Annotated in this window: 25 protein-coding genes; 21 read left to right on the top strand and 4 right to left on the bottom strand. The window is 67.6% G+C overall.

Going from position 1 to position 25,475, the window contains the following annotated elements:
- Positions 1–111 precede the first annotated feature (111 nt).
- The 4 genes from GD429_RS02940 to iaaH all read left to right on the top strand — a co-directional run bounded on the left by GD429_RS02940 (position 112) and on the right by iaaH (position 4,612).
- Positions 112–870 (top strand): dimethylarginine dimethylaminohydrolase family protein, encoded by a 759-nt coding sequence (locus GD429_RS02940; RefSeq protein ID WP_152855594.1) that lies wholly within the window; start codon positions 112–114, stop codon positions 868–870.
- Positions 871–976: 106 nt separating this feature from the next.
- Positions 977–1,441 (top strand): Lrp/AsnC family transcriptional regulator, encoded by a 465-nt coding sequence (locus GD429_RS02935; protein ID WP_152855593.1) that lies wholly within the window; start codon positions 977–979, stop codon positions 1,439–1,441.
- Positions 1,442–1,520: 79 nt separating this feature from the next.
- A complete protein-coding gene (locus tag GD429_RS02930) occupies positions 1,521–3,059 on the top strand; it encodes an amino acid permease (RefSeq protein ID WP_152855592.1) in 1,539 nt (512 codons plus the stop codon).
- A gap of 131 nt (positions 3,060–3,190) precedes the next feature.
- The gene (gene iaaH / locus GD429_RS02925; RefSeq protein ID WP_152855591.1) at positions 3,191–4,612 is read left to right on the top strand and encodes an indoleacetamide hydrolase; all 1,422 of its coding nucleotides are present in this window, start codon (positions 3,191–3,193) and stop codon (positions 4,610–4,612) included.
- Between the two features lie 10 nt (positions 4,613–4,622).
- On the opposite strand, the gene GD429_RS02920 is transcribed toward iaaH, so the two are convergent.
- A complete protein-coding gene (locus GD429_RS02920) occupies positions 4,623–5,528 on the bottom strand; it encodes a LysR family transcriptional regulator (protein WP_152855590.1) in 906 nt (301 codons plus the stop codon).
- A 138-nt stretch (positions 5,529–5,666) separates the two neighbouring features.
- On the opposite strand from GD429_RS02920, the gene GD429_RS02915 reads away from it, so the two are divergent.
- From GD429_RS02915 to GD429_RS02895, 5 genes are all read left to right on the top strand, one after another.
- A complete protein-coding gene (locus GD429_RS02915) occupies positions 5,667–7,049 on the top strand; it encodes an MFS transporter (RefSeq protein WP_152855589.1) in 1,383 nt (460 codons plus the stop codon).
- An 8-nt stretch (positions 7,050–7,057) separates the two neighbouring features.
- On the top strand, positions 7,058–7,456 hold the full coding sequence (locus GD429_RS02910) for a DUF4440 domain-containing protein (RefSeq protein WP_152855588.1): 399 nt from the start codon (positions 7,058–7,060) through the stop codon (positions 7,454–7,456).
- A gap of 155 nt (positions 7,457–7,611) precedes the next feature.
- The gene (locus GD429_RS02905) at positions 7,612–8,958 is read left to right on the top strand and encodes an aromatic ring-hydroxylating dioxygenase subunit alpha (protein WP_152855587.1); all 1,347 of its coding nucleotides are present in this window, start codon (positions 7,612–7,614) and stop codon (positions 8,956–8,958) included.
- Positions 8,936–9,418 (top strand): aromatic-ring-hydroxylating dioxygenase subunit beta, encoded by a 483-nt coding sequence (locus tag GD429_RS02900; protein WP_152855586.1) that lies wholly within the window; start codon positions 8,936–8,938, stop codon positions 9,416–9,418. The genes GD429_RS02905 and GD429_RS02900 overlap by 23 nt, the downstream gene beginning before the upstream one ends.
- Before the next feature lie 43 nt (positions 9,419–9,461).
- Positions 9,462–11,159: a flavin monoamine oxidase family protein gene (locus GD429_RS02895; protein WP_152855585.1), complete on the top strand. Its 1,698-nt coding sequence runs from the start codon at positions 9,462–9,464 to the stop codon at positions 11,157–11,159.
- Positions 11,160–11,171: 12 nt separating this feature from the next.
- Here the strand turns inward: GD429_RS02895 and GD429_RS02890 are convergent, their stop codons facing one another.
- Both GD429_RS02890 and GD429_RS02885 read right to left on the bottom strand, forming a co-directional pair.
- Positions 11,172–11,897: a glutathione S-transferase gene (locus GD429_RS02890; RefSeq protein WP_152855584.1), complete on the bottom strand. Its 726-nt coding sequence runs from the start codon at positions 11,895–11,897 to the stop codon at positions 11,172–11,174.
- Positions 11,898–12,010: 113 nt separating this feature from the next.
- Positions 12,011–12,343 carry a cupin domain-containing protein gene (locus GD429_RS02885; protein ID WP_152855583.1) on the bottom strand — a complete coding sequence of 111 codons (333 nt, stop codon included), beginning with the start codon at positions 12,341–12,343 and terminating at the stop codon, positions 12,011–12,013.
- Between the two features lie 397 nt (positions 12,344–12,740).
- On the opposite strand from GD429_RS02885, the gene GD429_RS02880 reads away from it, so the two are divergent.
- The 8 genes from GD429_RS02880 (at position 12,741) to asd (ending at position 19,430) form a co-directional block, all read left to right on the top strand.
- Positions 12,741–13,562, top strand: coding sequence for a hypothetical protein (locus tag GD429_RS02880; RefSeq protein WP_152855582.1), 822 nt, complete (start codon positions 12,741–12,743; stop codon positions 13,560–13,562).
- A 32-nt stretch (positions 13,563–13,594) separates the two neighbouring features.
- Positions 13,595–14,353: a Tat pathway signal protein gene (locus GD429_RS02875; RefSeq protein WP_152855754.1), complete on the top strand. Its 759-nt coding sequence runs from the start codon at positions 13,595–13,597 to the stop codon at positions 14,351–14,353.
- Positions 14,354–14,586: 233 nt separating this feature from the next.
- A complete protein-coding gene (gene leuC / locus GD429_RS02870; RefSeq protein WP_096474768.1) occupies positions 14,587–15,996 on the top strand; it encodes a 3-isopropylmalate dehydratase large subunit in 1,410 nt (469 codons plus the stop codon).
- Positions 15,997–15,999: 3 nt separating this feature from the next.
- A complete protein-coding gene (locus tag GD429_RS02865; protein ID WP_034179997.1) occupies positions 16,000–16,146 on the top strand; it encodes an entericidin A/B family lipoprotein in 147 nt (48 codons plus the stop codon).
- A gap of 68 nt (positions 16,147–16,214) precedes the next feature.
- Complete coding sequence (leuD, locus tag GD429_RS02860; protein ID WP_034179996.1) at positions 16,215–16,865, top strand: 3-isopropylmalate dehydratase small subunit; 651 nt, start codon at positions 16,215–16,217, stop codon at positions 16,863–16,865.
- 77 nt (positions 16,866–16,942) lie between these two features.
- Complete coding sequence (gene leuB, locus GD429_RS02855; RefSeq protein ID WP_152855581.1) at positions 16,943–18,010, top strand: 3-isopropylmalate dehydrogenase; 1,068 nt, start codon at positions 16,943–16,945, stop codon at positions 18,008–18,010.
- Between the two features lie 96 nt (positions 18,011–18,106).
- Positions 18,107–18,226 (top strand): hypothetical protein, encoded by a 120-nt coding sequence (locus GD429_RS40885; RefSeq protein ID WP_021158720.1) that lies wholly within the window; start codon positions 18,107–18,109, stop codon positions 18,224–18,226.
- Between the two features lie 82 nt (positions 18,227–18,308).
- Positions 18,309–19,430 carry an aspartate-semialdehyde dehydrogenase gene (gene asd / locus GD429_RS02845; protein ID WP_152855580.1) on the top strand — a complete coding sequence of 374 codons (1,122 nt, stop codon included), beginning with the start codon at positions 18,309–18,311 and terminating at the stop codon, positions 19,428–19,430.
- Positions 19,431–19,532: 102 nt separating this feature from the next.
- Here the strand turns inward: asd and flgE are convergent, their stop codons facing one another.
- Entirely contained in the window at positions 19,533–20,777 is a 1,245-nt protein-coding gene (flgE, locus tag GD429_RS02840; RefSeq protein WP_152855579.1) for a flagellar hook protein FlgE, read from the bottom strand.
- Positions 20,778–20,803: 26 nt separating this feature from the next.
- Between flgE and GD429_RS02835 the strand changes: the two genes are divergently transcribed.
- From GD429_RS02835 to GD429_RS02820, 4 genes are all read left to right on the top strand, one after another.
- On the top strand, positions 20,804–21,220 hold the full coding sequence (locus tag GD429_RS02835; RefSeq protein ID WP_152855578.1) for a hypothetical protein: 417 nt from the start codon (positions 20,804–20,806) through the stop codon (positions 21,218–21,220).
- A 489-nt stretch (positions 21,221–21,709) separates the two neighbouring features.
- Positions 21,710–23,941, top strand: a complete 2,232-nt coding sequence (locus GD429_RS02830; protein ID WP_152855577.1) for a FimV/HubP family polar landmark protein — start codon at positions 21,710–21,712, stop codon at positions 23,939–23,941.
- Positions 23,941–24,753, top strand: coding sequence for a tRNA pseudouridine(38-40) synthase TruA (gene truA, locus GD429_RS02825; protein WP_152855576.1), 813 nt, complete (start codon positions 23,941–23,943; stop codon positions 24,751–24,753). Before GD429_RS02830 ends, truA begins: the two co-directional genes overlap by 1 nt.
- Entirely contained in the window at positions 24,750–25,451 is a 702-nt protein-coding gene (locus tag GD429_RS02820; protein ID WP_152855575.1) for a phosphoribosylanthranilate isomerase, read from the top strand. Before truA ends, GD429_RS02820 begins: the two co-directional genes overlap by 4 nt.
- Positions 25,452–25,475 lie beyond the last annotated feature (24 nt).

The following is a 25,475-nucleotide window of genomic DNA, read 5'->3' as shown; positions in this document are numbered from 1 at the left end:
GGCGCAGCCGAAATCGACGCGAATTGCGCAATTTGGCTTCCGATAATGGTCCGGACACAACGCCGCTGCCCCGTGCGCCGCACGGGCGTGGCGATGACCAAGGAGGAGTCGATGCAATTCACGCAAGCGATCGTTCGCCGTCCCGCGCCGTCCTGTGGCGCGGGCCTGACCACCGCCGAGCTCGGCGCACCCGACTACGACAAGACGCTCACGCAGTTCCACGCGTATTGCGACGCGCTGCGCACGCTTGGCGTCGAGCTGACCGAGCTGCCGCCGCTGGACGCATTCCCCGATTCGCATTTCGTCGAGGACGTGGCCGTCGTGACGCCGGAATTCGCGGTGATCACGCGTCCCGGCGCGCCCGCGCGGCGCGGCGAGACGGCGCACATCGAAGCGGCGCTCGCCGCGCATCGCGACCTGCTGCCGATGCAGGACGGCCGTCTCGACGGCGGCGACGTGATGCTGGTGGGCAAGCGTTTCTACATCGGCCTGACCGGCCGCACCGACGCCGAAGGCATTGCCGCATTCGAGGCGCTCGTGTCGCGCTACGGTTATTCGGTCGTCGCGGTGCCGGTCGGCGCGGGCCTGCACCTGAAGTCGGTCGTCAACGCGCTCGGCGACGACACGCTGCTCGTGACCGAAGCGCTGGCCGCGCACCCGGCGTTCGCCGACTATCGCCGGATCGCGATTTCGGCCGCCGACGAATACGCGGGCAACACGCTGCGCGTGAACGGCACGCTGATCACGCCGGCCGGCTATCCGCGCGTGCACGATGCGATCGCGTCGCTCGGGCTGCCGCTGCACGCGATCGACACGAGCGAGTTCCGCAAGATGGATGGCGGCCTGACCTGCCTGTCGCTGCGGTTCTAGCCGATTGGCGATTGGTGTGCAGCCGCTTCGGCCGGATAATGTGGCCCCCCGCGCGGACAAGGAGACGTTCCGCGTACCAGCCACGACCCGACCGGAGCGAACGCGGATGACCGACAAGAAGATGCAGCTCGACAAGATAGATCTCCGGATCCTCGACATCCTGCGCAACGACGGACGGATTTCATACCGGAAGCTGTCGGAGCTCGTGAACCTCACGCCGCGACCCTGCCAGGCGCGCGTGGAGCGGCTCGAGGCGCTCGGCGTGATCGAAGGCTACCGCGCGGTGATCAACCCGCCGCGCGCGACCAAGCCGATCGTCGTGATCGCGCAGATCGTGCTGGCCGATCACGGGCGTTCGCAGGCGCCGTTCGAGGATGAAATGCGGGCGAATCCGGCCGTGCTCGATTGCTGGCTCGTCAGCGGCACGTTCGATTTTCTCGTGCGGCTCGCATGCGAGGATCTCGACGAGTACCGGCGGATCGCGAACGCGTGGCTGGAAAGCCCGCGGTTCCGGATCGAGAAGATCGTGACGACGGCCGAACTGCAGGCGATCAAGCGCAGCGTCGTTTGACGCGGCCGGGAAGGTCCGGTTTCGATGCGAATGACCAGGTCAATCAATTTGCATTCCGAATAAAATCAGGATGAACACCATGGATGCTTTGCAAGCGGCAGCGCAGACGGCCGCGCCGTCCGGGACGACGCTGAAGCGCCGTCTGCAGGGGCGCCACATCGCGATGATCGCGATCGGCGGCTCGATCGGCACGGGGCTGTTCGTCGCGTCGGGCGCGTCGGTCGCGCAGGCGGGGCCGGGCGGTGCGATCGCCGCGTATCTCGCGATCGGGATCATGGTCTACTTCGTCGTCACGGGGCTCGGCGAGATGGCGGCGCTGATGCCCGTGTCGGGCTCGTTCGCGATCTACGGCGAAAAGTACGTCGACGAAGGCTTCGGCGTCGCGCTCGGCTGGACCTACTGGTATAGCTGGGCCGTGACGATCGCGATCGAGCTGGTCGCCGCGCAGATCGTGATGCGCTACTGGTTTCCGGCCGTGCCGGGCGTATGGTGGGGCGCGGCCTTCCTCGTGCTGATCTTCCTGCTGAATACGTTGTCGGTGCGCGGCTTCGGTGAATCGGAATACTGGTTCTCGCTGATCAAGGTCGTCACCGTGATCGCGTTCATCGCGGCCGGGCTGCTGATCGCGACCGGCGTGCTAGGCAGCGGGCATCCGGTCGGCTGGCGCAACTTCACGACGGGCGATGCGCCGTTCGTCGGCGGCGTGCACGCGATGATGAGCGTCGCGCTGATCGCGGGCTTCTCGTTTCTCGGCACGGAACTGGTCGGGATCACGGCCGGCGAATCGGAGAATCCGCGCAAGACGATCCCGCGCGCGGTGAAGCAGATCTTCTGGCGGATCATGCTGTTCTACGTGCTCGCGATCTTCGTGATCGGCCTGCTCGTGCCGTACACGGATCCGAACCTGCTGAAGAGCGACGTGACCGACATCGGCGTGAGCCCGTTCACGCTGGTGTTCAGCCATGCGGGCTTTCCGATCGCGGCCGGCGCGATGAATCTCGTGATCCTGACGGCCGTGCTGTCGGCCGGCAATTCCGGCACCTACGCGGCGACGCGGATGCTGTACAACCTCGCATCGGAAGGGCGTGCGCCGGCGATGTTCGCGACGCTGTCGCCGGGCGGCGTGCCGCGCAACGCGCTGTACGCGACGATGGCCGTCGGCGGGCTGTGTTTCCTCACGTCGCTGACCAACAACCAGAGCATCTATCTGTGGCTGTTGAATACGGTGGGCATCACGGGCTTCATCGCATGGCTCGGCATCGCGGTCTGCCATTACCGGTTCCGCAAGGGCTTCCTGAAGCAGGGCTACCGTCTCGATCAGCTGCCGTATCGAGCGAAGTGGTTTCCGTTCGGGCCGCTGTTCGCGATCGCGATCTGCATCGTGATCTCGCTCGGGCAGGATTACCAGGCGTTCTTCGCGGCCCGCATCGACTGGATGGAAGTGCTGTCGATCTATGTGTGGATTCCGCTGTTCGTCGCGATCTGGTTCGCGTATCGCCGTGCACGCAAGAGCCGGCTCGTGCGCCACGAGGAGATGGACATCGGGCCTTGGCTGACACGCTCGGTCGAGGCCGTCGACGCGGCGGCGGACCCGCGCGAGCGAGCGCGCGACGCGTAATGCGCAGCGTGCGAGCCGGCCGCGTGACGGCCGGCCGCACACCGGGATACCATCGCGGTTCGCGCGGCGTGTCGCACAGGGCCTGCGGCACGCCGCGCATTTCCCGATCGATTCCGCGTCCAGCACACAACATGACAACACAGCCGAACCGCGTTTCTTCCCAGTCACCTGATTCCGGCGCCAGCGTGCGCGAGATAGCCGATGCGGTGCGCACGGCCGGACGGCGTGCCGTCGATGTCGCCGGCGACGCGCTCGCGCGTCTCGCGGCGATCGCGCCGCTCAATGCGATGGTGCATGTCGATGCCGATCTCGCGCGCCGCACGGCCGAGCGCGTCGATGCGCGCGTCGCGCAAGGCGACGCGCTGCCGCTTGCCGGTGTGCCGTTCGTGATCAAGGACAACCTCGATACCGTCGCGATGCCGACGCTCGGCGCGAGCCCGGCGGTGAGCGGCTATCGCGCGGCGGAAGACGCGCTCACGGTACGGCGCCTGCTCGATGCCGGCGCGGTGCCGCTCGGCAAGGCGAACATGCATGAACTCGCATTCGGCATCACGAGCGGCAACGGGCATTTCGGCGCGGTCGGCAATCCGCATGACCCGCGGCGCATCGCCGGCGGGTCGAGCGGCGGCACGGCGGCCGCCGTCGCGGCCGGCGTCCCGTTCGGTCTCGGCACCGACACCGGCGGCTCGGTGCGGATTCCGGCGGCATTCTGCGGCGTGTACGGGCTGAGGCCGTCCGCGCAGCGCTATTCGCCGCACGGCGTGCTGTCGCTGTCGCCCACGCGCGATACCGTCGGACCGATCGGCCAGGGCATCGACGACCTGCTGCTGCTCGATGCCGTGCTGACGCGCGACGGCAGCACGGCCGTCGCGCCCGAATGGCACCGCCTGCGCATCGGCGTGCCCGGCGCGCCTTACTTCGACGCGCTCGACCCGGGCGTCGCGGCCTGCATCGAGCATGCGCTCGCGTCGTTCGCGGCGGCCGGTGCGACACTCGTGCCGCTGCCGGCGATGCCGCTGCACGAGGCGAGCGACGCATGCGGCTTTCCGATCGCCGCGTTCGAGGCGAACCGGTACTGGCGCCGTTTCGCGGCGGAACGGCTCGGCATCCCGTTCGAGATGTTCGTCGAGCGGATCGCGAGCGACGACGTGCGCGACATCTTCCGGTCGTTCGTGTCCGCGCCGATCGACGCCGGCGCCTATGCGGAAGCGATCGTGTGCCGTCGGCATCTCGTGCACTGGTACGACGGCGCATTCGGCGCGCCGGTCGACTGCATCGCGATGCCGACGGTGCCGGGCGAGCCGCCGTCGCTCGACGACGTGGCCGCGATGACGGCCGGGCAGGGCGCGGCGCTGTTCGAGCGCGTCGCGCGCCAGACGTCGCCGGCGACTCTCGCCGGCGTGCCGTCCGTGTCGATCCCGGCCGGGCGCTCCGCGCAAACGGGGCTGCCGGTCGGACTGATGCTGGAAGGGCCGTGGGGCAGCGATCGCCGCCTGCTGGCGATCGCGCGCCGGATAGACGCGCGGCTGCGGGAGGGCGCGACGGCCAGCTGAGCCGCCGCGTTCAGGCCAGGTAGGCCTTCATGAAGTCGACCCACGCGCGCACCTTCTGCGGCACGTGCGGGGTCGACGGGTACAGCGCGTAGACGGCCTGCGGCGGAAACCGGTAGTCGGGGAGCGCGTCGACCAGCGCGCCGCTCGCGAGGTCGTCGCGCACGAGCCATTCGGGCAGCAGCGCGACGCCGCTGCCTTGTCGCGCGAGCACGCGCAGTACCGACGCGTTGTCGACGACCACGCGCGGCTTGGCGCCCGGTTGAAATGCGTGCGGGTTGCCGTCGCGATCCGCGAGCGTCCAGGTGGCGATCCGCTCTAGCCGCGTGTGGCCGAGCTGCGGCAGGCGCGCCAGCACGTCGGGCGAATCGATGCGCGACAGGCCGGCAGCGGCGAGCAGCGACGGGGCGATCACGGGCCGCACTTCATAGGTCGCAAGGCACGCGCCACGGTACGGCAGGTCCTGGAACTGTTCGAGGCGCCCGAGCCGGATCGCGACGTCGACGCGCTCGCGCACCAGATCGACCTGCGACGCATGCGTCTCGAGCCGCACGCGCAACGCGGGATGGCGCTGCATGAATTCGTGCAGCGCCGGCGCGACGACCATCGTCCCGTACTCGACGGTCGACGTCACGCGCAGCACGCCGTGCATCCCGCCGTGCTCGCTGCGGGCGTCGTCGATCGCGCTCTCGGCTTCCTCCAGCACGCGCAGGCAGCGCGCATAAAAGCGCTCGCCCGCGTCGGTCAGCTCGACGCGCCGCGTCGTGCGCGTGAGCAGCGTGACGCCGAGCTCGGTTTCCAGCTGCTTGATGTTGAAGCTGACCGCGGCCCGGGCCTGATTCAACTGGGCGGCGGCGGCCGTAAACGACCCCGATTCCACGACGGCGCGGAAGACGGCGAAACGATCGAGACTCACCATGGCATGTCGGCTGCTCTGCGGAAAACCGACATGTTGCCCTGATTGTCAAAATTTTTCGACCAGTCTTGCCGGCCGGGCGGTCTTATCGACGCGTGCGCCGAACCTTACACTGCGGCGTTTCGTTCGTCTTCCGCCGTCATGACCGATCGCTCGAAAATTGCCGCTGTGTACCTGCTCGGGTTCGCGATCGACCTCGCCAACATGTTCGTCATCAATGCCGCGTATCCGACGATCCAGCGCGAGCTGCACGCATCGGTCGCCCAACTGGCGTGGATCGGCAACATGTACGTGCTCGGGCTGACCGTCGTGATCCCGCTCGGCACGTGGCTCGCGCGGCGTTTCGGCGAGCGCCGGCTGCTGATCGCGTCGCTGCTGCTGTTCGCGCTCGGCAGCCTCGGGGTCGGGCTGTCGGCGTCGATCGGCGCGCTGCTGGCGTGGCGGCTGATCCAGGGGCTCGGCGGCGGTCTGCTGATTCCGGTCGGGCAGACGATGGCTTATCGTGCGTATCCGCCCGATGCGCGCACACACCTGACGTCGATCGTGATGATGGTTGCGCTGCTCGTGCCGGCGCTGTCGCCGGCGCTCGGCGGCGTGATCGTCGATCGTGCGTCGTGGCGCGCGATCTTCTTCGGCATGCTGCCGCTGGCCGCGGCCACCAGCGTGCTCGCGTTCGCGTGGCTGCCGCCCGACGACGCGAGCGAACGCCCGGCGGCGCTCGATGTGCGCGGCCTCGCGTTGAGCGCCGTGGCGCTCGTCGCGCTGCTGCTCGGCCTCACGTTCGCGGGACAAGCGGGGGCGGCCCGCCAGGCGATCGCGCCGCTCGCGATCGCGCTCGTCGCCGGCGGCGCATACGTCGCGCATGCGCGACGCGCGGCCGCGCCGCTGCTCGACCTCAGCCTGGTCGCGCAGCCGCTGCTGCGGATCGGCCTGATCGTCTATCTGTGCGTGCCGGGCGTGTTCACCGGTGTGAACCTGGTCGCGGCGCTGTATCTGCAGAACACGCTGGGGCTCAGCGCGACGCATACGGGCGCGCTGATGGTGCCGTGGGCGATCGCGTCGTTCGTCGCGATCGCGACGACGCGCCGCTGTTTCCCGAAGTGGGGCGCGAGGCCGCTGTTCATGTGCGGGATCGTGATCGACGGGATCGGCATCGCGTTGCTCGCGACGCCGCTCGCCGGTTTCGAGGCCGGGCGCGTGCTGGCTTTCGTCGCGATGGGGCTCGGCGCCAGCATGTGCACGAGCACGTCGCAAAGCGCGGCGTTCCTCGACGTGCCTGCCGCGCGGATGGGAGATGCGAGCGCGCTCTGGAACATCAACCGGCAGTTGAGCTTCTGCCTCGGCGTCGCGGTGCTGGGCAGCGCACTGAATTTCCTGCTGTCGATGCACGGCGACGACGCACGGCTGCCGTACCAGCAGTGTTTCGGCCTGGCCGCGTTGCTGACGCTGCTGCCGCTGCCGTTCGTCGCGCGCGTCGCGGGGCGACGCGCGCCTGCCGGGCAGCCGGTTTCCCAACGTTCGTGAGTGTCGAGATGAATTCGTCAAACCCGTTTTTCCAGGAAGTCGTCGGCGCGCATGTCGACATCGAGCAATGGCTGTCCGGCAGCGCCGCACGCGAGGGTCTCGCGCCGCTGCTCGCGCGTTTTTCGCGGCGTTTCTCGATGATTTCGCTGCAGGGGCATGCGCTGGACTTCGCGGATATCGACGTCCTGTTCTCGCGCGGCTTCGGCGTGCGTCCCGGCCTGCGGATCGCGATCGACGAACTGCACGAAGTGAGCGCCTGGCAGGGTGGCGCGGCGATCGCCTATCGCGAGACGCAAGTCGACGGAGAGGGGCGGCGCAGCGTCCGCCGCTCGACCGTCGTGTTCGAGCGTGACGCGAGCGGCCGCATCGGCTGGCTGCGCCTGCACGAAACACCGGTGACGGGCTGACCGTCACCGACACGCCTGCCGCCGGGTGCCCGGCGGCAGCACACGCTGCCCGAGCGGCACCCAAGACTAGAAACCTGAGAGATGACCATAAAAGCAATCGAATCCGCGCGCCGCGACGGCGCGCGGCGGCAGCGCGTCCGCGGCCGGAGGTGTGCATGACGGCGCAACCGTTCAACGATGCGGTGGCGGCGCTCGTGCGCGAGACCGAGGTGCACAAGGATCTCTACCTGTCGCCGCGGATCTTCGAGCTGGAAATGCGCCACCTGTTCGCGAACACGTGGGTCTATGTCGGCCACGTCAGCCAGATTCCGGATACCGGCGACTACGTGACGACGACGATCGGCGCCGAGCCGGTCGTGATGGTGCGCCACGTCGACGGATCGGTGCGTGTGCTGCACAACCGCTGTTCGCACAAGGGCACGCAGCTCGTGACCGATGCATGCGGCAACACGGGCACGTTCTTCCGTTGTCCGTACCATGCATGGTCGTACCGGACCGACGGCAGCCTCTATGCGATCCCGCTGCGGCGCGGCTACGAGAACACCGGCTTCGAATCGTGCGAGGCGAGCAAGGGCATGCAGGCGGTCGGCGCGACCCATGACCATCGCGGCTTCGTGTTCTGCCGCCTGAATCCGTCGGGTGTCGATTTCCACGACTATTTCGGCGATGCGCTGTCGTCGCTCGACAACCTGGTCGACCGCTCGCCGGAAGGACGTGTCGAGGTCGCGGGCGGCGTGTTCCGGTACGTGCACGCGTGCAACTGGAAGATGCTGGTCGAGAACCAGACCGACACCTGCCATCCGATGGTCGCGCACGAGTCGTCGGCCGGCACGGCCGTGCGCGTGTGGGAGCGCGACGGCGCGGAAGGTGCGAAGCCGATGGCGGTCGAGCTGCTGGAGCCGTTCATCCAGCCGCATGCGTTCTTCGAACAGATGGGGCTGCGCGTGTGGCCCAACGGGCACGGCCACACCGGCACGGCCGATTCGATCCATGCGCGCTATACGCCGATTCCCGGGTATCACGAGAAGATGGTGGCGGCCTACGGCGAAGCGCGTGCGGCGCGCATTCTAGGCGAGGTCCGTCACAACACGGTGTTGTTTCCGAACGCGATGGTGAAGGGGCCGATCCAGATCCTGCGCGTGTTCAAGCCGCTCGCGGCCGACCGCACGCTGGTGGAGTCGTGGTCGTTCCGTCTCGTCGGCGCGCCCGATTCGCTGTTCGAGCGCACGCTTGCGTACAACCGGCTGATCAACGCGCCGACGTCGATCGTCGCGCACGACGATCTCGAGATGTACGAACGCGCGCAGCGCGGCCTCGCGACGCAGTCGCGCGACTGGGTGCACGTGGGGCGGTTGTTCGATCCGCAGGAGTTCGCGCAGCCGACGTCGGAAACGAACGGCACCAGCGAGCAGCAGATCCGCAACCAGTTTCGCGCGTGGCTGCGCTACATCGCGCCCGCGGCGACGAAGGAGGCGGGCGATGCGCACCTTTCCGCACGATGAACTCGCCGCGTTCGTCTACCGCGAGGCGCGCCTGCTCGACGAGCGGCGCTACGACGACTGGCTTGCGCTCTACGCGGACGACGCGCGCTACTGGATGCCGCTGTCGCCGGACCAGCCCGACACCGGGCTGCACGGCGCGCTGATGGACGAGGACCGGCTGCTGCTGCGCATCCGCATCGAACGCCTGGCCGGCCGCCGCACGTTTTCGCAGCAGCCGGCGAGCCGCGGCCACCATCTGCTGCAGCAGCCGCAGGTCGAGCGTGCCGACCGCGAGCGCGGCGTGTACGTACTGCGCACGCCGTTCCATTACGTCGAAGCGCGGCGCGACGAGCAGACCCTGTTCGCCGGCTGGTACACGCATGAACTCGCGGTGCACGACGACGCGTTGCGCATCCGCGTGAAGCGCGTCGACCTCGTCAACGCCGACGCACCGCTCGGCAGCATCCACCTGCCCGTATGAGCGCGGGCTCGCGCATCCGGCTTCCACCTTTGATCCCGATCCCATGAACGCCCCTGAACGCCTGCCGCACACGCTACCGTACATCGACACGCTGTACGACTATGACGCTTTCCTGTCCCGCACCGGCGGCCGTCTCGGCACGCTGCCGGCCGAAGGCGCGCACGATGCGCGGATCGCGATCGTCGGCGCGGGCGTCGGCGGCCTCGTCGCGGCGTGCGAACTGCTGCGCGCGGGTGCCCGGCAGGTCGTCGTGTTCGAGGCGAACCGTGCGCGCGTCGGCGGTCGCCTGCTGACCCAGTCGATCAATCCCGATCATCCGCATCTGCTCGCCGAAATGGGTGCGATGCGCTTTCCGCCGTCGCAGGCCGCGCTTTACCACTACCTCGACCGGTTCGGCGTCGACAGCGCATCCGCGTTTCCCGACCCGGGCATCGTCGATACCGAGATCCACTACCAGGGCCACGCGTATCGCTGGCCGGCCGGCGATGCACCGCCCGCACTGTTCGAACGCGTCGACCGCGGCTGGCGCGCGTTCATCCGCGACGGCGTGCGGCTCGACGACGGCACGCTGCTGCCCGCGCCGGCCGAACTGACGGCGCTGCTGCGCGCGCATCGCTACGACGACGCGCGGCGCGGCTGGCAGCAGTACATCGACCGGTTCGGTGACGAGTCGTTCTATTCGGCGATCGTGAAGATCTTCACCGGCGCAACGCCGCCCGGCGGCGTGCGCTGGCGCAAGGGCGAGGACCTGCGCCTGTTCGGCACGCTCGGCATCGGATCGGGCGGCTTCCAGCCGGTCTATCGCGCGTCGTTCCTCGAAATCCTGCGGATCGTCGTCAACGAGCTTGAGGTCGACCAGCGGCTGATCCCGGCCGGCATCTTCGCGCTCGCGCAGGGGCTGCTGGATGACGGCGCCGACGGCGCGCACGTGCGCGACTGCATCGTTTACGCGGCCGTGCGCGGCGTGACGAAGCAGCCCGACGGCACGTTTGCGCTCGCGCTCGACGACGGATCGACACGCGTGTTCGACCGCGTGATCGTCGCGACGACGACGCGCGCGATGCAGGTCGGCATGGGCATGACGGGCATCGCGAACCTGTTCGCGCCGGACGTCGTCCGCGCGATCAACGAGACGCACATGGTCAGTTCGTCGAAGCTCTTCGTGCTGACCCGCGACAAGTTCTGGCTCAAGCACGGGCTGCCGCACAACATCCAGACCGATACGCTCGCGCGCGGCATCTACTGCCTCGACTACGCGCCCGACGATCCCGACGCGCATGGCGTCGTGCTGATCAGCTACACGTGGGAGGACGATTCGCACAAGATCCTGTCGCTCACCGACAAGATCGAGCGGTTCAAGCGGCTCGTTGCCGAGATCGGCGTCGTGTCGCCGGCGTTCGCCGCGCACCTGCGCCCGCTCGACGACGACTACGCGCGCAACGTCACGAGCCACGACTGGCTGTCGGACCGCTACGCGCTGGGCGCGTTCAAGCTGAACTATCCGGGCGAGGACATCCACTCGCAGGCGCTGTTCTACCAGTTCCAGACGGCGGCCGATCCGTCGACCGACCGCGGGATCTATCTGGCCGGCTGCTGCTGTTCGTTCACGGGCGGCTGGATCGAGGGCGCGGTGCAGACCGCGATCAACGCGGCGAGCGCGGTGATCCGCAGCCTCGGCGGCACGCTCGCCGACGGCAATCCGCTCGATGCGATGCGCAGCCGCTATCGCTATGGCGACTGATGCGGCACGCCGCTATTCGTCCAGCTCCGGATAGTGCCGGAAGATCCCCATGTCGTTGAACGGGATGCGGCGCTCCGAGTCGAGATAACGCGCGACGGGCGGATGCCGCGCGACGCGGTCGTGCAGTGCGACGAGCGCCGCGACCTTCCGCTCGGCGCGCTTCATCGCTTTCGGAAACGCGTAGCGCAGCCCGTCGATCAGCTGGAACATCGACAGGTCCGCATAGCTGAGCGCGCTGCCGACGATATAGCCGCTCTTGTGCGGATTCTGTTCGAGCACGCGATCGAAATAGCCGAGGAATTTCGGCAGCCGATTCTCGAGGAAATCGGCCGCGCGCTCGGCCGCTTCCGCTTTCTGGTCCTCGTAGTACAGGCCGCTTGCGATCGGATGATGGGTGTCGTGGATCTCGGTGACGAAATCGGCGACGGTCAGCTGGAGCTGGTGCACCCATAGCCGGCCGGCCTCGTCGTCGGGCGCGAGCCCGAGCCGCGCCCCGAGGAACAGCAGGATATTTGCGGTCTGCCCGACGACCACATCGCCGGCCTTCAGGAACGGCGGCGCGAACGGCACGCATTCCGCTTTCGTGCTGTCCATCATGCGCATCATCGCCGACACGCCCATGCCGCGGCCCGATTCGCGCGCGATGTCGACATAGTCGGCTTCGGCCGCCTCGAGCGCGAGCCGCACATATTCGCCGCGGCCCTGGATCTCGGGCCAGTAATAGAGTTCGTATCGCATGCTGTTCTCCTGTCCAGTTGAACCGGATGCTTGAGCTATCGTGATGACCGGGCGGCCGCGCACCGTCCGCCGCGAATTGACAGTCCAGGCAATCGCAAGAAAAGTGCTGCGCGTCATGCGCCGCGGTTGCCGCGTTCGCCGCCTTCGGGGCCGTAGAAGAACACCCAGGTCGAGAAGTCGCCGGAGAAACCGACGAAGCGGTGCTCCGCGTGCGCAGGGACGAACAGCGCGTCACCGGCTGCGACGTCGCATTCGCGTCCGTCGACGGCGAAGCGCGACGTGCCGTTGGCGATCACGTAAACCTCGTCGCGCGTATGCGGCTTCTGCTTGTCCTCGATGCGAGGCCGGTACAGCTCGACGTCGAGCGTGCCGTGCTGAAACAGCGTCGTGAACAGCGTGCCTTCTTCGTCGAGGCGAGCAAGCGATTCGTTCAGGCCGAGCTTCATCGTGGTGGGCTCCGGGTCGGATCGTGGGGGCGTGCGTTGCGCCATCGTAACGCGAAATCCGGAGATCACCCTGCAGTGCGCGACCATGCGCGCGAATCGCATGCTCGCCACCGGTGAAACGGCGGCTGCGTTCACTCGCCAAGGATGAAACACGCTCGTCCATCGGTGAAACGGCGTGACGATCGCCTGCATTCGATCGACAGGTTCACCGCAATTTAATAAACACCCACTACGATCCAGCATCGTCGATCGACAGAGCGCAGCGATCCGATCCGCGCGTCGATCCTGCCGTCCGTCTCCCAATCGCGCGACGTGCCCGCTTGTCCCTTCCCGTGAACCCGCGATTTGCAACGCCGCGACCTGCTGCCGGCGTTGTTCGCTTCGTTTCGTATCTCTTATGAATCTGAATCCGTCGGCTTCTTCACGCAGAAAATTTCTTGCCGCCGCACCCGCCGTTGCGGCAGCACCGCTGCTGAGCGCTTGCGGTGGCGACGACGTCACGTCGGCGCCCATCACCGATAGCGCACTTGCCGTACAGATGTCCGCGAAGCTGAACGCGCAGTTCGGCGACGCGGCGACGGTCAATGCGATCGTGCCGGCGATGACCGATGTCGGCTTCACCTGGGACCTGCCGACGGTGCCGGCCGCGCAGATCGGCGCGATCGTCGCATACAGCTTCGGCAACCGTCCGAACGCGGCGAGCGGCAACACGTCGAGCACGGGCGGCAACCAGTCCGCGCTGCCCGATCCGGGGCCGGTCAACGAGGCGCTCGCGGACGCGGTCTATCGCATCCATCAGCTGAAGCTCGTCAAGGTCTACGCGCAGTGGGAGATCGCGCGCTTTCTCGTGTCGAAATACGGGATGGGCGCCGACGTGCTGTCGTCGATCGAACCGGTGATCGCGAGCGACGGCACGATCGTGTACCTGAGCACGGCCGGCGTCGCGGCCGTGGCCGTGTCGCGCGCCGGCGGCGCGGCCGCGATGGGCGCCGTCGCGGTGGTCGGCCATCGCGACCATGCGAAGCGCTGCATCCAGACTTCGCGGCAGGCGGGCATGAATGCGGCTGCCGTTGCCGAGGTGCCGCTCCCGACGCTCTACGACCCGCAATCGGGCCAGCCGTGGACGCGCAACCGCAGCCTGTACCTCGTGCACGATATGTATGCGCAGATGCTTGGCCGCGCGATGACCGCGACGATGCAGGCGTTCCCGAAGGGCTGACGCCTTCCGCTCTCCACTCGATTCTCATGACCATGACGACCCGCCGCCATTTCCTGGCTTCCACTTCCGCACTCGCCGCATCGTGCGCGGCCGCCACGCCCGTGTTCGCGAGCGACGCGCCGGCCTCCGATGCCGAACTGCAGCGTCAGATGCTCGGCAAGCTGACGACCGAGCTGAACGACCGCGCAACGGCCGCCGACGAGGCCGGCTACCTGTTCGACGCCTTCTTTTCGTGGACACCGCCGACCGTCGATGCGAGCCGCATCCACACGATCGTCGCATACGGCTTCGGCAGCCGTGCGGCGGCATCCGGCACCGTGCCCGTACCGGGGCCCGTGAACGAAGCGATCGCCGATGCCGTGTTCCGGCTTCGCCAGACGATTGCGACGCCGGTCTTCGCGCAGCAGGAAGTGGCGGCCGTGCTCGCGTCGAAGTACGGGCTGACGAGCGGCGTGACGTCGATCGCGACGCCTGCGACGGTCGCCGGCAGCCCGATACCGACGCCCGCCGGCGTCGCCGCCGCGATCGTCAAACAGGCCGGCTCGGCCGCGGCGCTCGGCACGGTCGCGATCGTCGCGCACGCGGATCAGGCGTCGATCGCGGTGCGCGTGTCGAACGCGGCGGGAATGCAGGCGGCGGTGCCGGCCGGGCTGGCGCTGCCGTCGCTCTACGATACGTCCGCGCAGCAGCCGGCGATGCGCCGCCGCGATCTCTACCTGATGAGCAACGCCGGCATGCAACTCGCGATGCTGCGGCTCGACCTGATCAATCGCGAATATCCGAACGGCTGAGGCAGTCGGGTTCCGGCGCGTCGCGCCCGGTCCGGGCGACGCGATCCGCGATCGCGGTCATCCGGGCCCGGCGCGCCCCATTTGCCGGGTAATGCCGATACAGGTATTGGCACTACCAGCCAAACCACTGTTTTTAATGGGTTTTTTCGCGTCCGGCCTGCGCCGCGACGCGTTCCGCGTGGCATAATCGACCGCATCCGTAAGGCTTGTAGTCACAACGACCCCGCATACCCATGGCACAGACTCTCTACGACAAACTGTGGAATACCCACGTCGTCCACACCGAGGAAGACGGCACGACCTTGCTGTACATCGACCGTCAACTGCTGCATGAAGTCACGAGCCCGCAGGCGTTCGAAGGGCTGAAGATCGCGCACCGTCCGGTGTGGCGCATCAGCGCGAACCTGGCCGTGTCGGATCACAACGTGCCGACGACGGACCGCAGCCACGGCATCGCCGACCCCGTCTCGAAGCTGCAGGTCGACACGCTCGACGCGAACTGCGATGCGTTCGGCATCACGCAGTTCAAGATGAACGACGTGCGCCAGGGCATCGTCCACATCATCGGGCCGGAGCAGGGCGCGACGCTGCCGGGCATGACGATCGTGTGCGGCGATTCGCATACGTCGACGCACGGCGCGTTCGGCGCGCTCGCGCACGGCATCGGCACGTCGGAAGTCGAGCACGTGCTGGCGACGCAAACGCTGCTGCAGAAGAAGAGCAAGAACATGCTCGTGAAGGTCGAGGGCGCACTGCCGCGCGGCTGCACCGCGAAGGACATCGTGCTCGCGATCATCGGCAAGATCGGCACGGCAGGCGGCACGGGCTACGCGATCGAATTCGGCGGCTCGACGATTCGCGCGCTGACGATGGAAGGCCGCATGACGGTCTGCAACATGGCGATCGAGGCCGGCGCGCGCGCGGGCATGGTCGCGGTGGACGACACGACGATCGATTATCTGTTGGGCCGTCCTTTCGTGCCGACCGGCGCGGAATGGGATCAGGCCGTCGAATACTGGCGCCAGTTCAAGTCGGACGAAGGCGCGCAGTTCGACCGTGTCGTCGAGCTGAACGCAGCCGAGATCGTCCCGCAGGTCACGTGGGGCACGTCGCCGGAAATGGTCACGTCGATCGACGGTCGCGTGCCCGATCCCGAGCGCGAGAAGGATCCGGTCAAGCGCGACGCGATGGAGCGCGCGCTGGCCTACATGGCGCTCGAGCCGAACACGCCGATCGAATCGATCAAGGTCGACAAGATCTTCATCGGCTCGTGCACGAACGCGCGGATCGAGGACATCCGCGCGGCCGCGTATGTCGTGAAGAAGCTGAACCGTCGCATCGCGTCGAACGTGCGGCTCGCGATGGTCGTGCCGGGCTCGGGCCTCGTGAAGGCGCAGGCCGAACGCGAAGGGCTCGACAAGGTGTTCACGGATGCGGGCTTCGAATGGCGCGAGCCGGGCTGCTCGATGTGCCTCGCGATGAACGCCGACCGGCTCGATCCGGGCGAGCGCTGCGCGTCGACGTCGAACCGCAACTTCGAAGGCCGGCAGGGCGCGGGCGGCCGCACGCACCTCGTGAGCCCCGCGATGGCGGCGGCCGCGGCGATCGAAGGCCATTTCGTCGACATTCGCAAGCTGGGGTAACGCGTGACGGCATCGAAGATCATTGCGCGGCTGGTTGCCGCGCTGGCGCTCGCGGGGCTGGGTTTCGGCCTCGCGGGCTGCAATACCGTCCAGGGCTTCGGGCAGGACGTCAACGCCGCCGGCAACGCGCTGAAGCGCGCCGCGGAGTGACGATTCCCGCCGAGAATTTGTCGATGTGCGCCGGCTGAACGCCGGCCCTCCAACCGGATAGACGGATCATGGAAAAATTCACAGTACATACCGGCGTCGTGGCGCCGCTCGATCGCGAGAACGTCGACACCGACGCGATCATCCCGAAGCAGTTCCTGAAGTCGATCAAGCGCACGGGCTTCGGTCCGAACGCGTTCGACGAGTGGCGTTACCTCGATCACGGCGAGCCGGGCCAGGACAACTCGAAGCGTCCGCTGAATCCCGATTTCGTGCTGAACCAGCCGCGCTACCAGGGCGCATCGGTGCTGGTCGCGCGCAAGAACTTCGGCTGCGGCAGCTCGCGCGAGCACGCGCCGTGGGCGCTGCAGCAGTACGGCTTCCGCGCGATCATCGCGCCGAGCTTCGCGGACATCTTCTTCAACAACTGCTACAAGAACGGCCTGCTGCCGATCGTGCTGACCGAGCAGCAGGTCGATCACGTGTTCAACGACACGTACGCGTTCAACGGCTACCAGCTGACGATCGACCTCGACGCGCAGGTCGTGCGCACGGGCGACGGCCGCGAGTATCCGTTCGAGATCGCCGCGTTCCGCAAGTACTGCCTGCTGAACGGCTTCGACGACATCGGCCTCACGCTGCGCCATGCGGACAAGATCCGCCAGTTCGAAGCCGAGCGGCTCGTGAAGCAGCCGTGGCTCAACACCAAGCTGGTCGGCTGATATATCGCCTTCGAGGCGGGCGCGCTATCCGCGCGTTCGCCGGCCTGCTCCATAACCTACCCAGTCAGGAATAACGCATGAAGATTGCAGTGCTGCCCGGCGACGGCATCGGTCCGGAAATCGTCAACGAAGCGGTCAAGGTGCTGAACGCACTCGACGAGAAGTTCGAACTCGAGCAGGCGCCGGTCGGCGGCGCGGGCTACGAGGCGAGCGGCCATCCGCTGCCCGACGCGACGCTGAAGCTCGCGAAGGAAGCCGACGCGATCCTGTTCGGCGCGGTCGGCGACTGGAAGTACGACTCGCTCGAGCGCGCGCTGCGCCCCGAGCAGGCGATCCTCGGGCTGCGCAAGCATCTCGAGCTGTTCGCGAATTTCCGCCCGGCGATCTGCTATCCGCAGCTCGTCGACGCGTCGCCGTTGAAGCCGGAGCTCGTCGCGGGCCTCGACATCCTGATCGTGCGCGAACTGAACGGCGACATCTACTTCGGCCAGCCGCGCGGCGTGCGCGCCGCACCGGACGGCCCGTTTGCCGGCGAGCGCGAAGGCTTCGACACGATGCGCTACTCGGAACCGGAAGTGCGCCGCATCGCGCACGTCGCGTTCCAGGCCGCACGCAAGCGCGCGAAGAAGCTGCTGTCGGTCGACAAGTCGAACGTGCTCGAAACGTCGCAGTTCTGGCGCGACATCATGATCGACGTGTCGAAGGAATACGCGGACGTCGAGCTGTCGCACATGTACGTCGACAACGCGGCGATGCAGCTCGCGAAGGCGCCGAAGCAGTTCGACGTGATCGTCACGGGCAACATGTTCGGCGACATCCTGTCGGATGAAGCGTCGATGCTGACGGGCTCGATCGGCATGCTGCCGTCGGCGTCGCTCGACAAGGACAACAAGGGCCTGTACGAACCGTCGCACGGTTCGGCACCGGACATCGCGGGCAAGGGCATCGCGAACCCGCTCGCGACGATCCTGTCGGCCGCGATGCTGCTGCGCTACTCGCTGAATCGCGCGGAGCAGGCCGATCGCATCGAGCGCGCGGTGAAAACGGTGCTCGAACAGGGCTACCGCACGGGCGACATCGCGACGCCGGGCTGCAAGCAGGTCGGTACGGCGGCGATGGGCGACGCGGTGGTCGCGGCGCTGTAAGTAGGCAGTAAAGGGTGCGAACGCGACCGGTAAAAACGGCGCGTTCGCACCGGGTTGGCCGTTGTGCGGCCGAATAGGTTTGTGTAGACTCGAACGATGGCGCAAATTTCCCTGATCTCCCCGGTCTTGAAACTCCACGGCAACATTGCCCGTGCGGGTGCGCGCGCCATCGTCATCACGAAAACCATTACCACGAAAACGATCATTAAACGCTGATCGTCCGTCGTGCCCGCCTTTTTCCCCGCGCGGTCACAGCGGGGACGGAAATGGCGGGGAAGCTCCATTCAAAGGGTTAGTCATGAACGTAGGTCTCGTAGGTTGGCGCGGCATGGTCGGCAGCGTCCTGATGCAGCGCATGCAGGAAGAGGGCGATTTCGACCTGATCGAACCGGTGTTTTTCAGCACCAGCAACACGGGCGGCAAAGCGCCGTCGTTCGCGAAAAACGAGACTACGCTCAAGGACGCGACCAACGTCGACGAGCTGAAGAAGTGCGACGTGATCATCACGTGCCAGGGCGGCGACTACACGAACGACGTGTTCCCGAAGCTGCGCGCGGCCGGCTGGAACGGCTACTGGATCGATGCGGCATCGTCGCTGCGGATGAACGACGACGCGGTCATCATCCTCGATCCGGTCAACCTCGACGTGATCAAGGACGCGCTCGTCAAGGGCACGAAGAACTTCGTCGGCGGCAACTGCACGGTCAGCCTGATGCTGATGGCGCTCGGCGGCCTGTTCCGCGAGAACCTCGTCGACTGGATGACGGCGATGACCTACCAGGCCGCCTCGGGCGCGGGCGCGCAGAACATGCGCGAGCTGCTGTCGCAGATGGGCACGCTGAACGGCGCGGTGCAGGAACAGCTCGCCGATCCGGCTTCCGCGATCCTCGACATCGACCGCCGCGTGCAGGCCGCGATGAACAGCGACGCGATGCCGACCAGCAACTTCGGCGTGCCGCTCGCCGGCTCGCTGATCCCGTGGATCGACAAGGATCTCGGCAACGGGATGTCGAAGGAAGAGTGGAAGGGCGGCGCGGAAACCAACAAGATCCTCGGCAAGCCGGCGATTGGCGAGCCGGGTTCGATCCCGGTCGACGGCCTGTGCGTGCGGATCGGCGCAATGCGCTGCCACTCGCAGGCGCTGACGATCAAGCTGAACAAGGATGTGCCGCTCGACGAAATCAACGGCATCCTCGCATCGGCGAACGACTGGGTGAAGGTCGTGCCGAACGAGCGTGAAGCATCGATGCGCGACCTGTCGCCGGCGAAGATCACCGGCACGCTGACGGTGCCGGTCGGCCGCCTGCGCAAGCTCGCGATGGGCGGCGAATACCTGTCGGCATTCACGGTCGGCGACCAGCTGCTGTGGGGCGCGGCCGAGCCGCTGCGCCGCATGCTGCGCATCCTGCTCGACAAGTAAGCCCGCTTGCGTGCCCGGCCCGCGGGCCGGGCTGCACAAGATGACGCGCCGCGTCGGCCTTGACGATGTCAAGGCTGGCGCGGCGCGTTTTTCATGCGCGGATCAGCGCAGGTTCAGCAGCGTCTGGTCGACCGTCTGCTGGGTCTTGATCGTCTGCGCGTTGGCCTGGTAATTGCGCTGCGCGGTGATCAGGTTCACGAGCTCGGTCGTCAGGTTGACGTTCGAGTTTTCCAGCGCGCTGCCCTGCAGCGTGCCGTGGTTCGTGCTGCCCGGCGCGGAGATCTGCGGCACGCCCGACGCGGCGGTCTCCGCATACTGGTTGCCGCCGATGTTCACGAGCCCGTTCGGGTTGTTGAAGTTCGCGAGCGCGATCAGGCCGAGAACCGCGCTCTGGCCGTTCGAGTAGTTGCCGGTCAGCTTGCCGTCGGCGCCGATCGAGAACGTCGTCAGCGTGCCGCTCGCGAAGCCGTCCTGCGCGAGGTTGTTCACGCCATCCTTCCCGCCGTACTGCGTCGTGCCGGTCAGGTCGAGCGTCAGGTTCTGCGGGTTGGCGCCGCCCGTCGTGTTCGGGATCGAGAACGCGAACTGGCCGAGGCTCGGCGTGGGCAGGCCGGTGGCGGCCGACGTCGTCGAGCTGATCCGGCCCGATGCATCGAACGTGACGGTGCCGAGATTCGTCGGCGTCTGGCCCTGCACGCCCGCGTAGGCCTGCCAGGTGCCGGCGGCACTCTTCGCGAAATACATCGTGACCTGCTGCGAGCCGCCGAGCGTGTCGTAGACCTGGATCGACGAATTGTAGTTGTACGTCGTGTTGTCGCTCGCGTTGAACGGCGTCTTGGCCGGCACCTTGTCCTGCGAGTTCAGGTTGAACTGGCCGGTGATCTTGCTCGTCGCCTGCGGCGCGATGTTGCTGGTCGGCGCCTGCAGCGGCACGGTCTGCGCGGTGTTGATCACGCCGCCCGCGCCTGCCGCATAGCCCATCAGGTTGCGGCCTTGCGAGTCGACGATGGCGCCGGTCTTGTCGCGGTGGAACGTGCCGTCGCGCGAGTACGTCGTCGCGCCGTTGCTCGACATCTGGAAGAAGCCGTTGCCGTTGATCGCGATGTCCAGCGACGAGTGGGTCGTATTGATCGTGCCCTGGCCGAACTGCTGCTGCACCGACGCGAGCCTCGTGCCGATGCCGATCTGCGTGTTGACCGACGTCGCGACCGAATTCGCATACATGTCGGAGAAGTTCGCGCGGCCCTGCTTGAAGCCGGTCGTGTTTGCGTTCGCGATGTTGTTGCCGATCACGTCGAGGTTGCTCGACGCGCCGGCCAACCCGCTCAAACCCTGCTGATAGCCCATCTTCGATCCCCGTAACGAGCTGGTGAGTGAATGCAGTCTTGCAACTGCGCGTTGACCCTCTGACGCCTCGCGGCGTCAGCCCGGCCGATCGCGTTCCCGTTCCCGCCATTCCGGCAGATGCGAACGCGATGGTCGAATTGCGCCGATTCTTGTTTGAAGAAGATCGTAGCGACGGCAATTATTTGATCTGTGTAATTTTGTGTAATGTAATTGAATTGTTGTCGAAACGATCGCTTTTGTATGAGCAATTGGGCGCGATGTCAGGCATGAAAGCCTTATGGGGCGGGGATCTGGTGGGAGGGCTGTTCAATTCGTCGATAAGAGAGGGGAATTGCCTTCTTATCATTCAATTGAAATTGATTGGAATGGAATTGGCGATACGGCGGGGTTTATTTGGAATGGCGGCCGTTAATCAATTAACGGCAGGCGACGCGAATTGTTGAGCGAATGCGCTCGATTACCCCGGTCGTGGTTCGGCGCCGGATGTCCGCGTGTGCGGACCGCCCGGCTGAAATGTGGACGCACCGAACCGCTTGCGCGGCGGTTCCCGCATCGCATCGTTTGGCGCGCGGAAAGGAACCGGCGCAGCGTAAAGCCGTGTCATTCGTTCCGGATGCGATGTTGTCGCAAGGATTTCCATTCATCGATGCATATCGTTGCGGTCGATCCGGCGCGCCGGCTGCAGTGCGCGACCGGTGCGGCAGCCCGACGCGATCGCTGCGTGCGCCGCGACGTGCGAGCGCGGCCGGTTGCACCCGCAGCCGATGAATTCGGCCCGAACGCGAGCACGTGAAGTAAACTACGCGGTTACGACGCACAGACCAGCCGAAAGCGTCGCGTTCCGCGCGACGCTTTTGCATTTCTGCGGCAACTTTATTGACGCTTCCAACCGTGAATCCGAGCCGCGCCCGCGCGCGGCGATAGAGCCTACGATGTCCCGAATTTCCTTGTTTCCGCGTCAGTCCCGTCTGTCGCGCGCCGTGCGTGGCGCGCTGGCGATTCTGGCGCTCGGCGCAGCCGCGTCGGCCTGGGCGGCCAGCACGGGCGAACTGCCGGCGTCTGCCGCCGGCGGCGCCGCGCCGCTTACCGTGACGGTCCAGCCGGGCCAGTCGCTGAACGACATCGCGAAAGCGGCCACGCAATCGCACGATCCCGGCGTGCTCGCGCGCGCCGGCCGCGCGCTGTTCGACGCCAATCCGCAGGCGTTCATGAAGCGCGATGCGAGTCGCCTGAAAGTCGGCGCGACGCTGACCGTGCCCGCGCTCGACGCAACGGGCGCGGCGCTCGCGCCGGCCGGCGCGTCTGGCGCATCCGGCGCGGCGGCTGCCTCCGCGCCCGCTGCCGCGTCGGGCGGGGCGGCGCTCGCGCAGCCCGTTGCGTCCGCGCCGCATCCGGGGTCGGCCGTGCAATCCGCGCCGGTGGCGCCGGCCGTGCATGCGGCGCCGGTGAGCGGTGCGAGCGTCGCGACGGCGACGGCGGGGGCGTCGGCTTCGGTCGGCGCATCGGCCGCGCACGGCGCGTCGGCTGTCGAAAACATGCAGCCGGCGGCGCCTGCTGCCGGCGCCAGCGGCCCGCATGTGTGGAGCGGCGCGATCCAGTCGGCGCCGTCGTCCGCGAGCGAGGCCGCTGCGCAGCCCGCGCCGGGCAGCCAGGTTTCGGGCACGAACGAACCGGCTGGTGCGGCACCCGCCACGGGGGCATCGCAGCCGCGGCCGTCGAGCCTGCAGCAACTGCTGGCATTGAAGAACCGCGTGCTGATGGAGTTGCAGAAGCACGGCATCGGCAAGCCGGCCGCGACGAACAACGTCGCGCCTGCGCCGGCGCCTGCCGCGCCGCGTCCGGCAGCGAACGATGCGGGCGCACCGTCTGCCGCATCGCCGGCAGCCGAAGCGGCGTCCGGCGTGGCCGCCAGCGCTGCGCAGCCGGTATCGGCGCCCGCGCAGCCGGTCGCACCCGTGACGGCGCCTGCGCGCGCTGCGGATCAGACGGACTGGCGTCCGGTCGCAGCGGCCGGCGCGGCCGTGATCGTCCTCGCGGCCGGGTTCGCGTGGCGCAGGCGCAGGAAGGGCCGGCCCACGGACGATGCGGACACGACGGCTGCAGCCGCTGCAGCGGGCGGTGCCCTGGCTGCCGAAGCGGAAGCGGAAGCAGCGCCGTCCGTCGAACGCGAACTGCCGATCCTGCCCGAAATGCCGGTCGCCCGCGACGCGGCTACCGACATGAATCTCGCCGCGGCGACTGCCGCAGCGGCGGAGACGGTCGCGCCGCCCGAGGCGGATGCATCGCCGGCGCCTGAAGTAACGAAGCCGCATGACGACCAGCCTGAATTGCCGCCTGCGCAGGCTTACGCAGCAGTACCGCCGGAGAACGACGCGACTTCGGCTCCGGCTTTGCACGACGCAGAATCGGTAGAACAGGCGGCCGCCGACGTAACGAAGCCGCATGACGACCAGCCTGAATTGCCGCCTGCGCAGGCTCACGCCGCAGTACCGCCGGCGAACGACGCCACTTCGGCTCCGGCTCCGCACGACGCAGAACCGGTAGAACAGGCGGCCGCCGACAAGCCGGCCGAGCCGCCCGCCGCGCCTTCGCCGACCGAAGCGCAGCACGCGGCGCTGATGCAGAACGCGATCAGCGCGCTCAGCAGCCTCGACATGCCGCTGCCGCCGCGCACGCAGGACGATCCGTCGCTGGCGGCGGATGAGCCGGCTGAACAGGCAGGGCAGTCCGGCACCGATGAAATCGCAACTAACGGTCAGTCCGAGCCGCGCCCGCCGATTGGCTCGATCGAGCCGGCCGCGGAACATCCGGCCGACCAGGACGACGAGTTCGAATGGGATCCGGACGCGACGACGCCGGCCGACCACGCGGGCAGCCCGTCCGCGACGTCGTCGCTGCCGCCGCTCGGCGGCGCGCAGTTCGGCGCGCTGAAGCTCGATTTCGATCTCGACCTGCCGTCCGCGCCGGGCGCCGCGCTGCCCGCGCTGACCCCGGACGAGCTCGCACGCATCGCGCGCAACAAGCTCGACCTGGCGGCCGAGTACGTCGAACTGGGCGACCTGTCCGGTGCGCGGACGCTGCTGCAGGAAGTGGTCGACGCGAACGACGCGGCGACGCGCGACGATGCGCGCGCGCTGCTCGCGAAACTCGCGGACGAGGCGTGATGCGGATCGCGCTGGGCATTCAGTACGACGGCGCGGCATTCTGCGGCTGGCAGGCGCAGCCGCACGGCAAGACCGTGCAGAACGGACTCGAGCATGCGCTGGCCGAGTTCGCGCGGGTGCCGCTGCATACGACGGTGGCCGGGCGGACCGACACCGGCGTGCACGGGCTCGGACAGGTCGTGCACTTCGACACGGATCTCGATCGCGAGGCATTCTCGTGGGTGCGCGGCACCAATGCGTTCCTGCCGTCGACCGTGTCGGTGCAATGGGCGAAGCCGATGCCGGAGACGTTCCACGCGCGTTTCTCGGCGTTCGAGCGCACCTATTACTACGTGCTGTACGTGCACCCCGTGCGCTCGCCGATGCTGGCCGGGCGTGCAGGCTGGATCCATACGCCGCTCGACGACGACGCGATGCGCGCCGCCGCCGCCCACCTGATCGGCGAGCACGATTTCTCGTCGTTCCGGTCGTCGGAATGCCAGTCGAAGACGCCGGTCAAACACCTGTACCAGATCGACGTGCGGCGCGCGGGCCATTTCATCCATTTCCGCTTCCGCGCCAACGCGTTCCTGCACCACATGGTGCGCAACCTGATGGGCTGCCTCGTCGCGGTCGGGCGCGGCCGCTATCCGGCCGACTGGGTCGCCGACGTGCTGGCGGGGCGCGACCGCAACCTCGCGGCGCCCACGTTCATGGCCGACGGGCTGTACCTCGCCCACGTCGGCTACCCGGCGGAATTCGCCGTCCCGCCCGCGCAGCTCGGCAGCGTGCCGTGGAGCAGCGTCTGGGCCGATCTGGACCTTCAATCATGACGGATCACGCCGTGTCTCCTTCGACTTCCGCCGCGGCCGGCCTGCCGCCGCGCACGCGCATCAAGCTGTGCGGGCTGTCGCGTCCCGAGGACGTGCTGCACGCGGCAGCGCTCGGCGCCGATGCGATCGGCCTGGTGTTCTACCCGAAGAGTCCGCGCGCGGTGACGATCGCGCAGGCGGCCGAACTCGCGCGCCTCGCGCCGCCGTTCGTGTCGGTGGTCGGACTGTTCGTGAATGCGACCGCAGCCGAGATCGAAGCCGTCGTGCGCGACGTGCCGCTCACGCTGCTGCAGTTCCATGGCGACGAGACGCCGGAGCAATGCGACGCGCTCGGCCGCGCGGCACGCCTGCCGTGGTTGCGCGCGGTGCGCGTCGGCCCCTCGACGCAGCCGTCCGATTTGGTAGAATCGGCTCTTCATTATTCGAAAGCGCGCGGCCTCCTGTTCGACACCCTGGTGCCGGACTACGGCGGTAGCGGCAAGGTCTTCGATTGGTCTCTTATTCCCGCAGAGCTCGCGCATCGGGCCGTTTTGAGTGGTGGCTTGAGCGCGCAAAACGTCGGTGATGCGATCCGCCACTTGCGCCCGTTTGCTGTCGATGTCTCGAGTGGCATCGAAGTGGAGGGCGCGAAGGGCGTGAAGGATCACGCCCGGATGGCGGCGTTCGTACGCGCGGTGCGCGAAGCGGACGCCGGGTGATGCAAGCCGGTGCGGCCCCGAAAG

Origin of the sequence: Burkholderia sp. BE17 (genome assembly GCF_009362305.1) — a bacterium.
GTDB lineage: Bacteria > Pseudomonadota > Gammaproteobacteria > Burkholderiales > Burkholderiaceae > Burkholderia > Burkholderia pyrrocinia_C.
The sequence above is the reverse complement of the archived record's forward strand: the minus strand, read 5'-3'. Positions and strand labels throughout refer to the sequence as shown.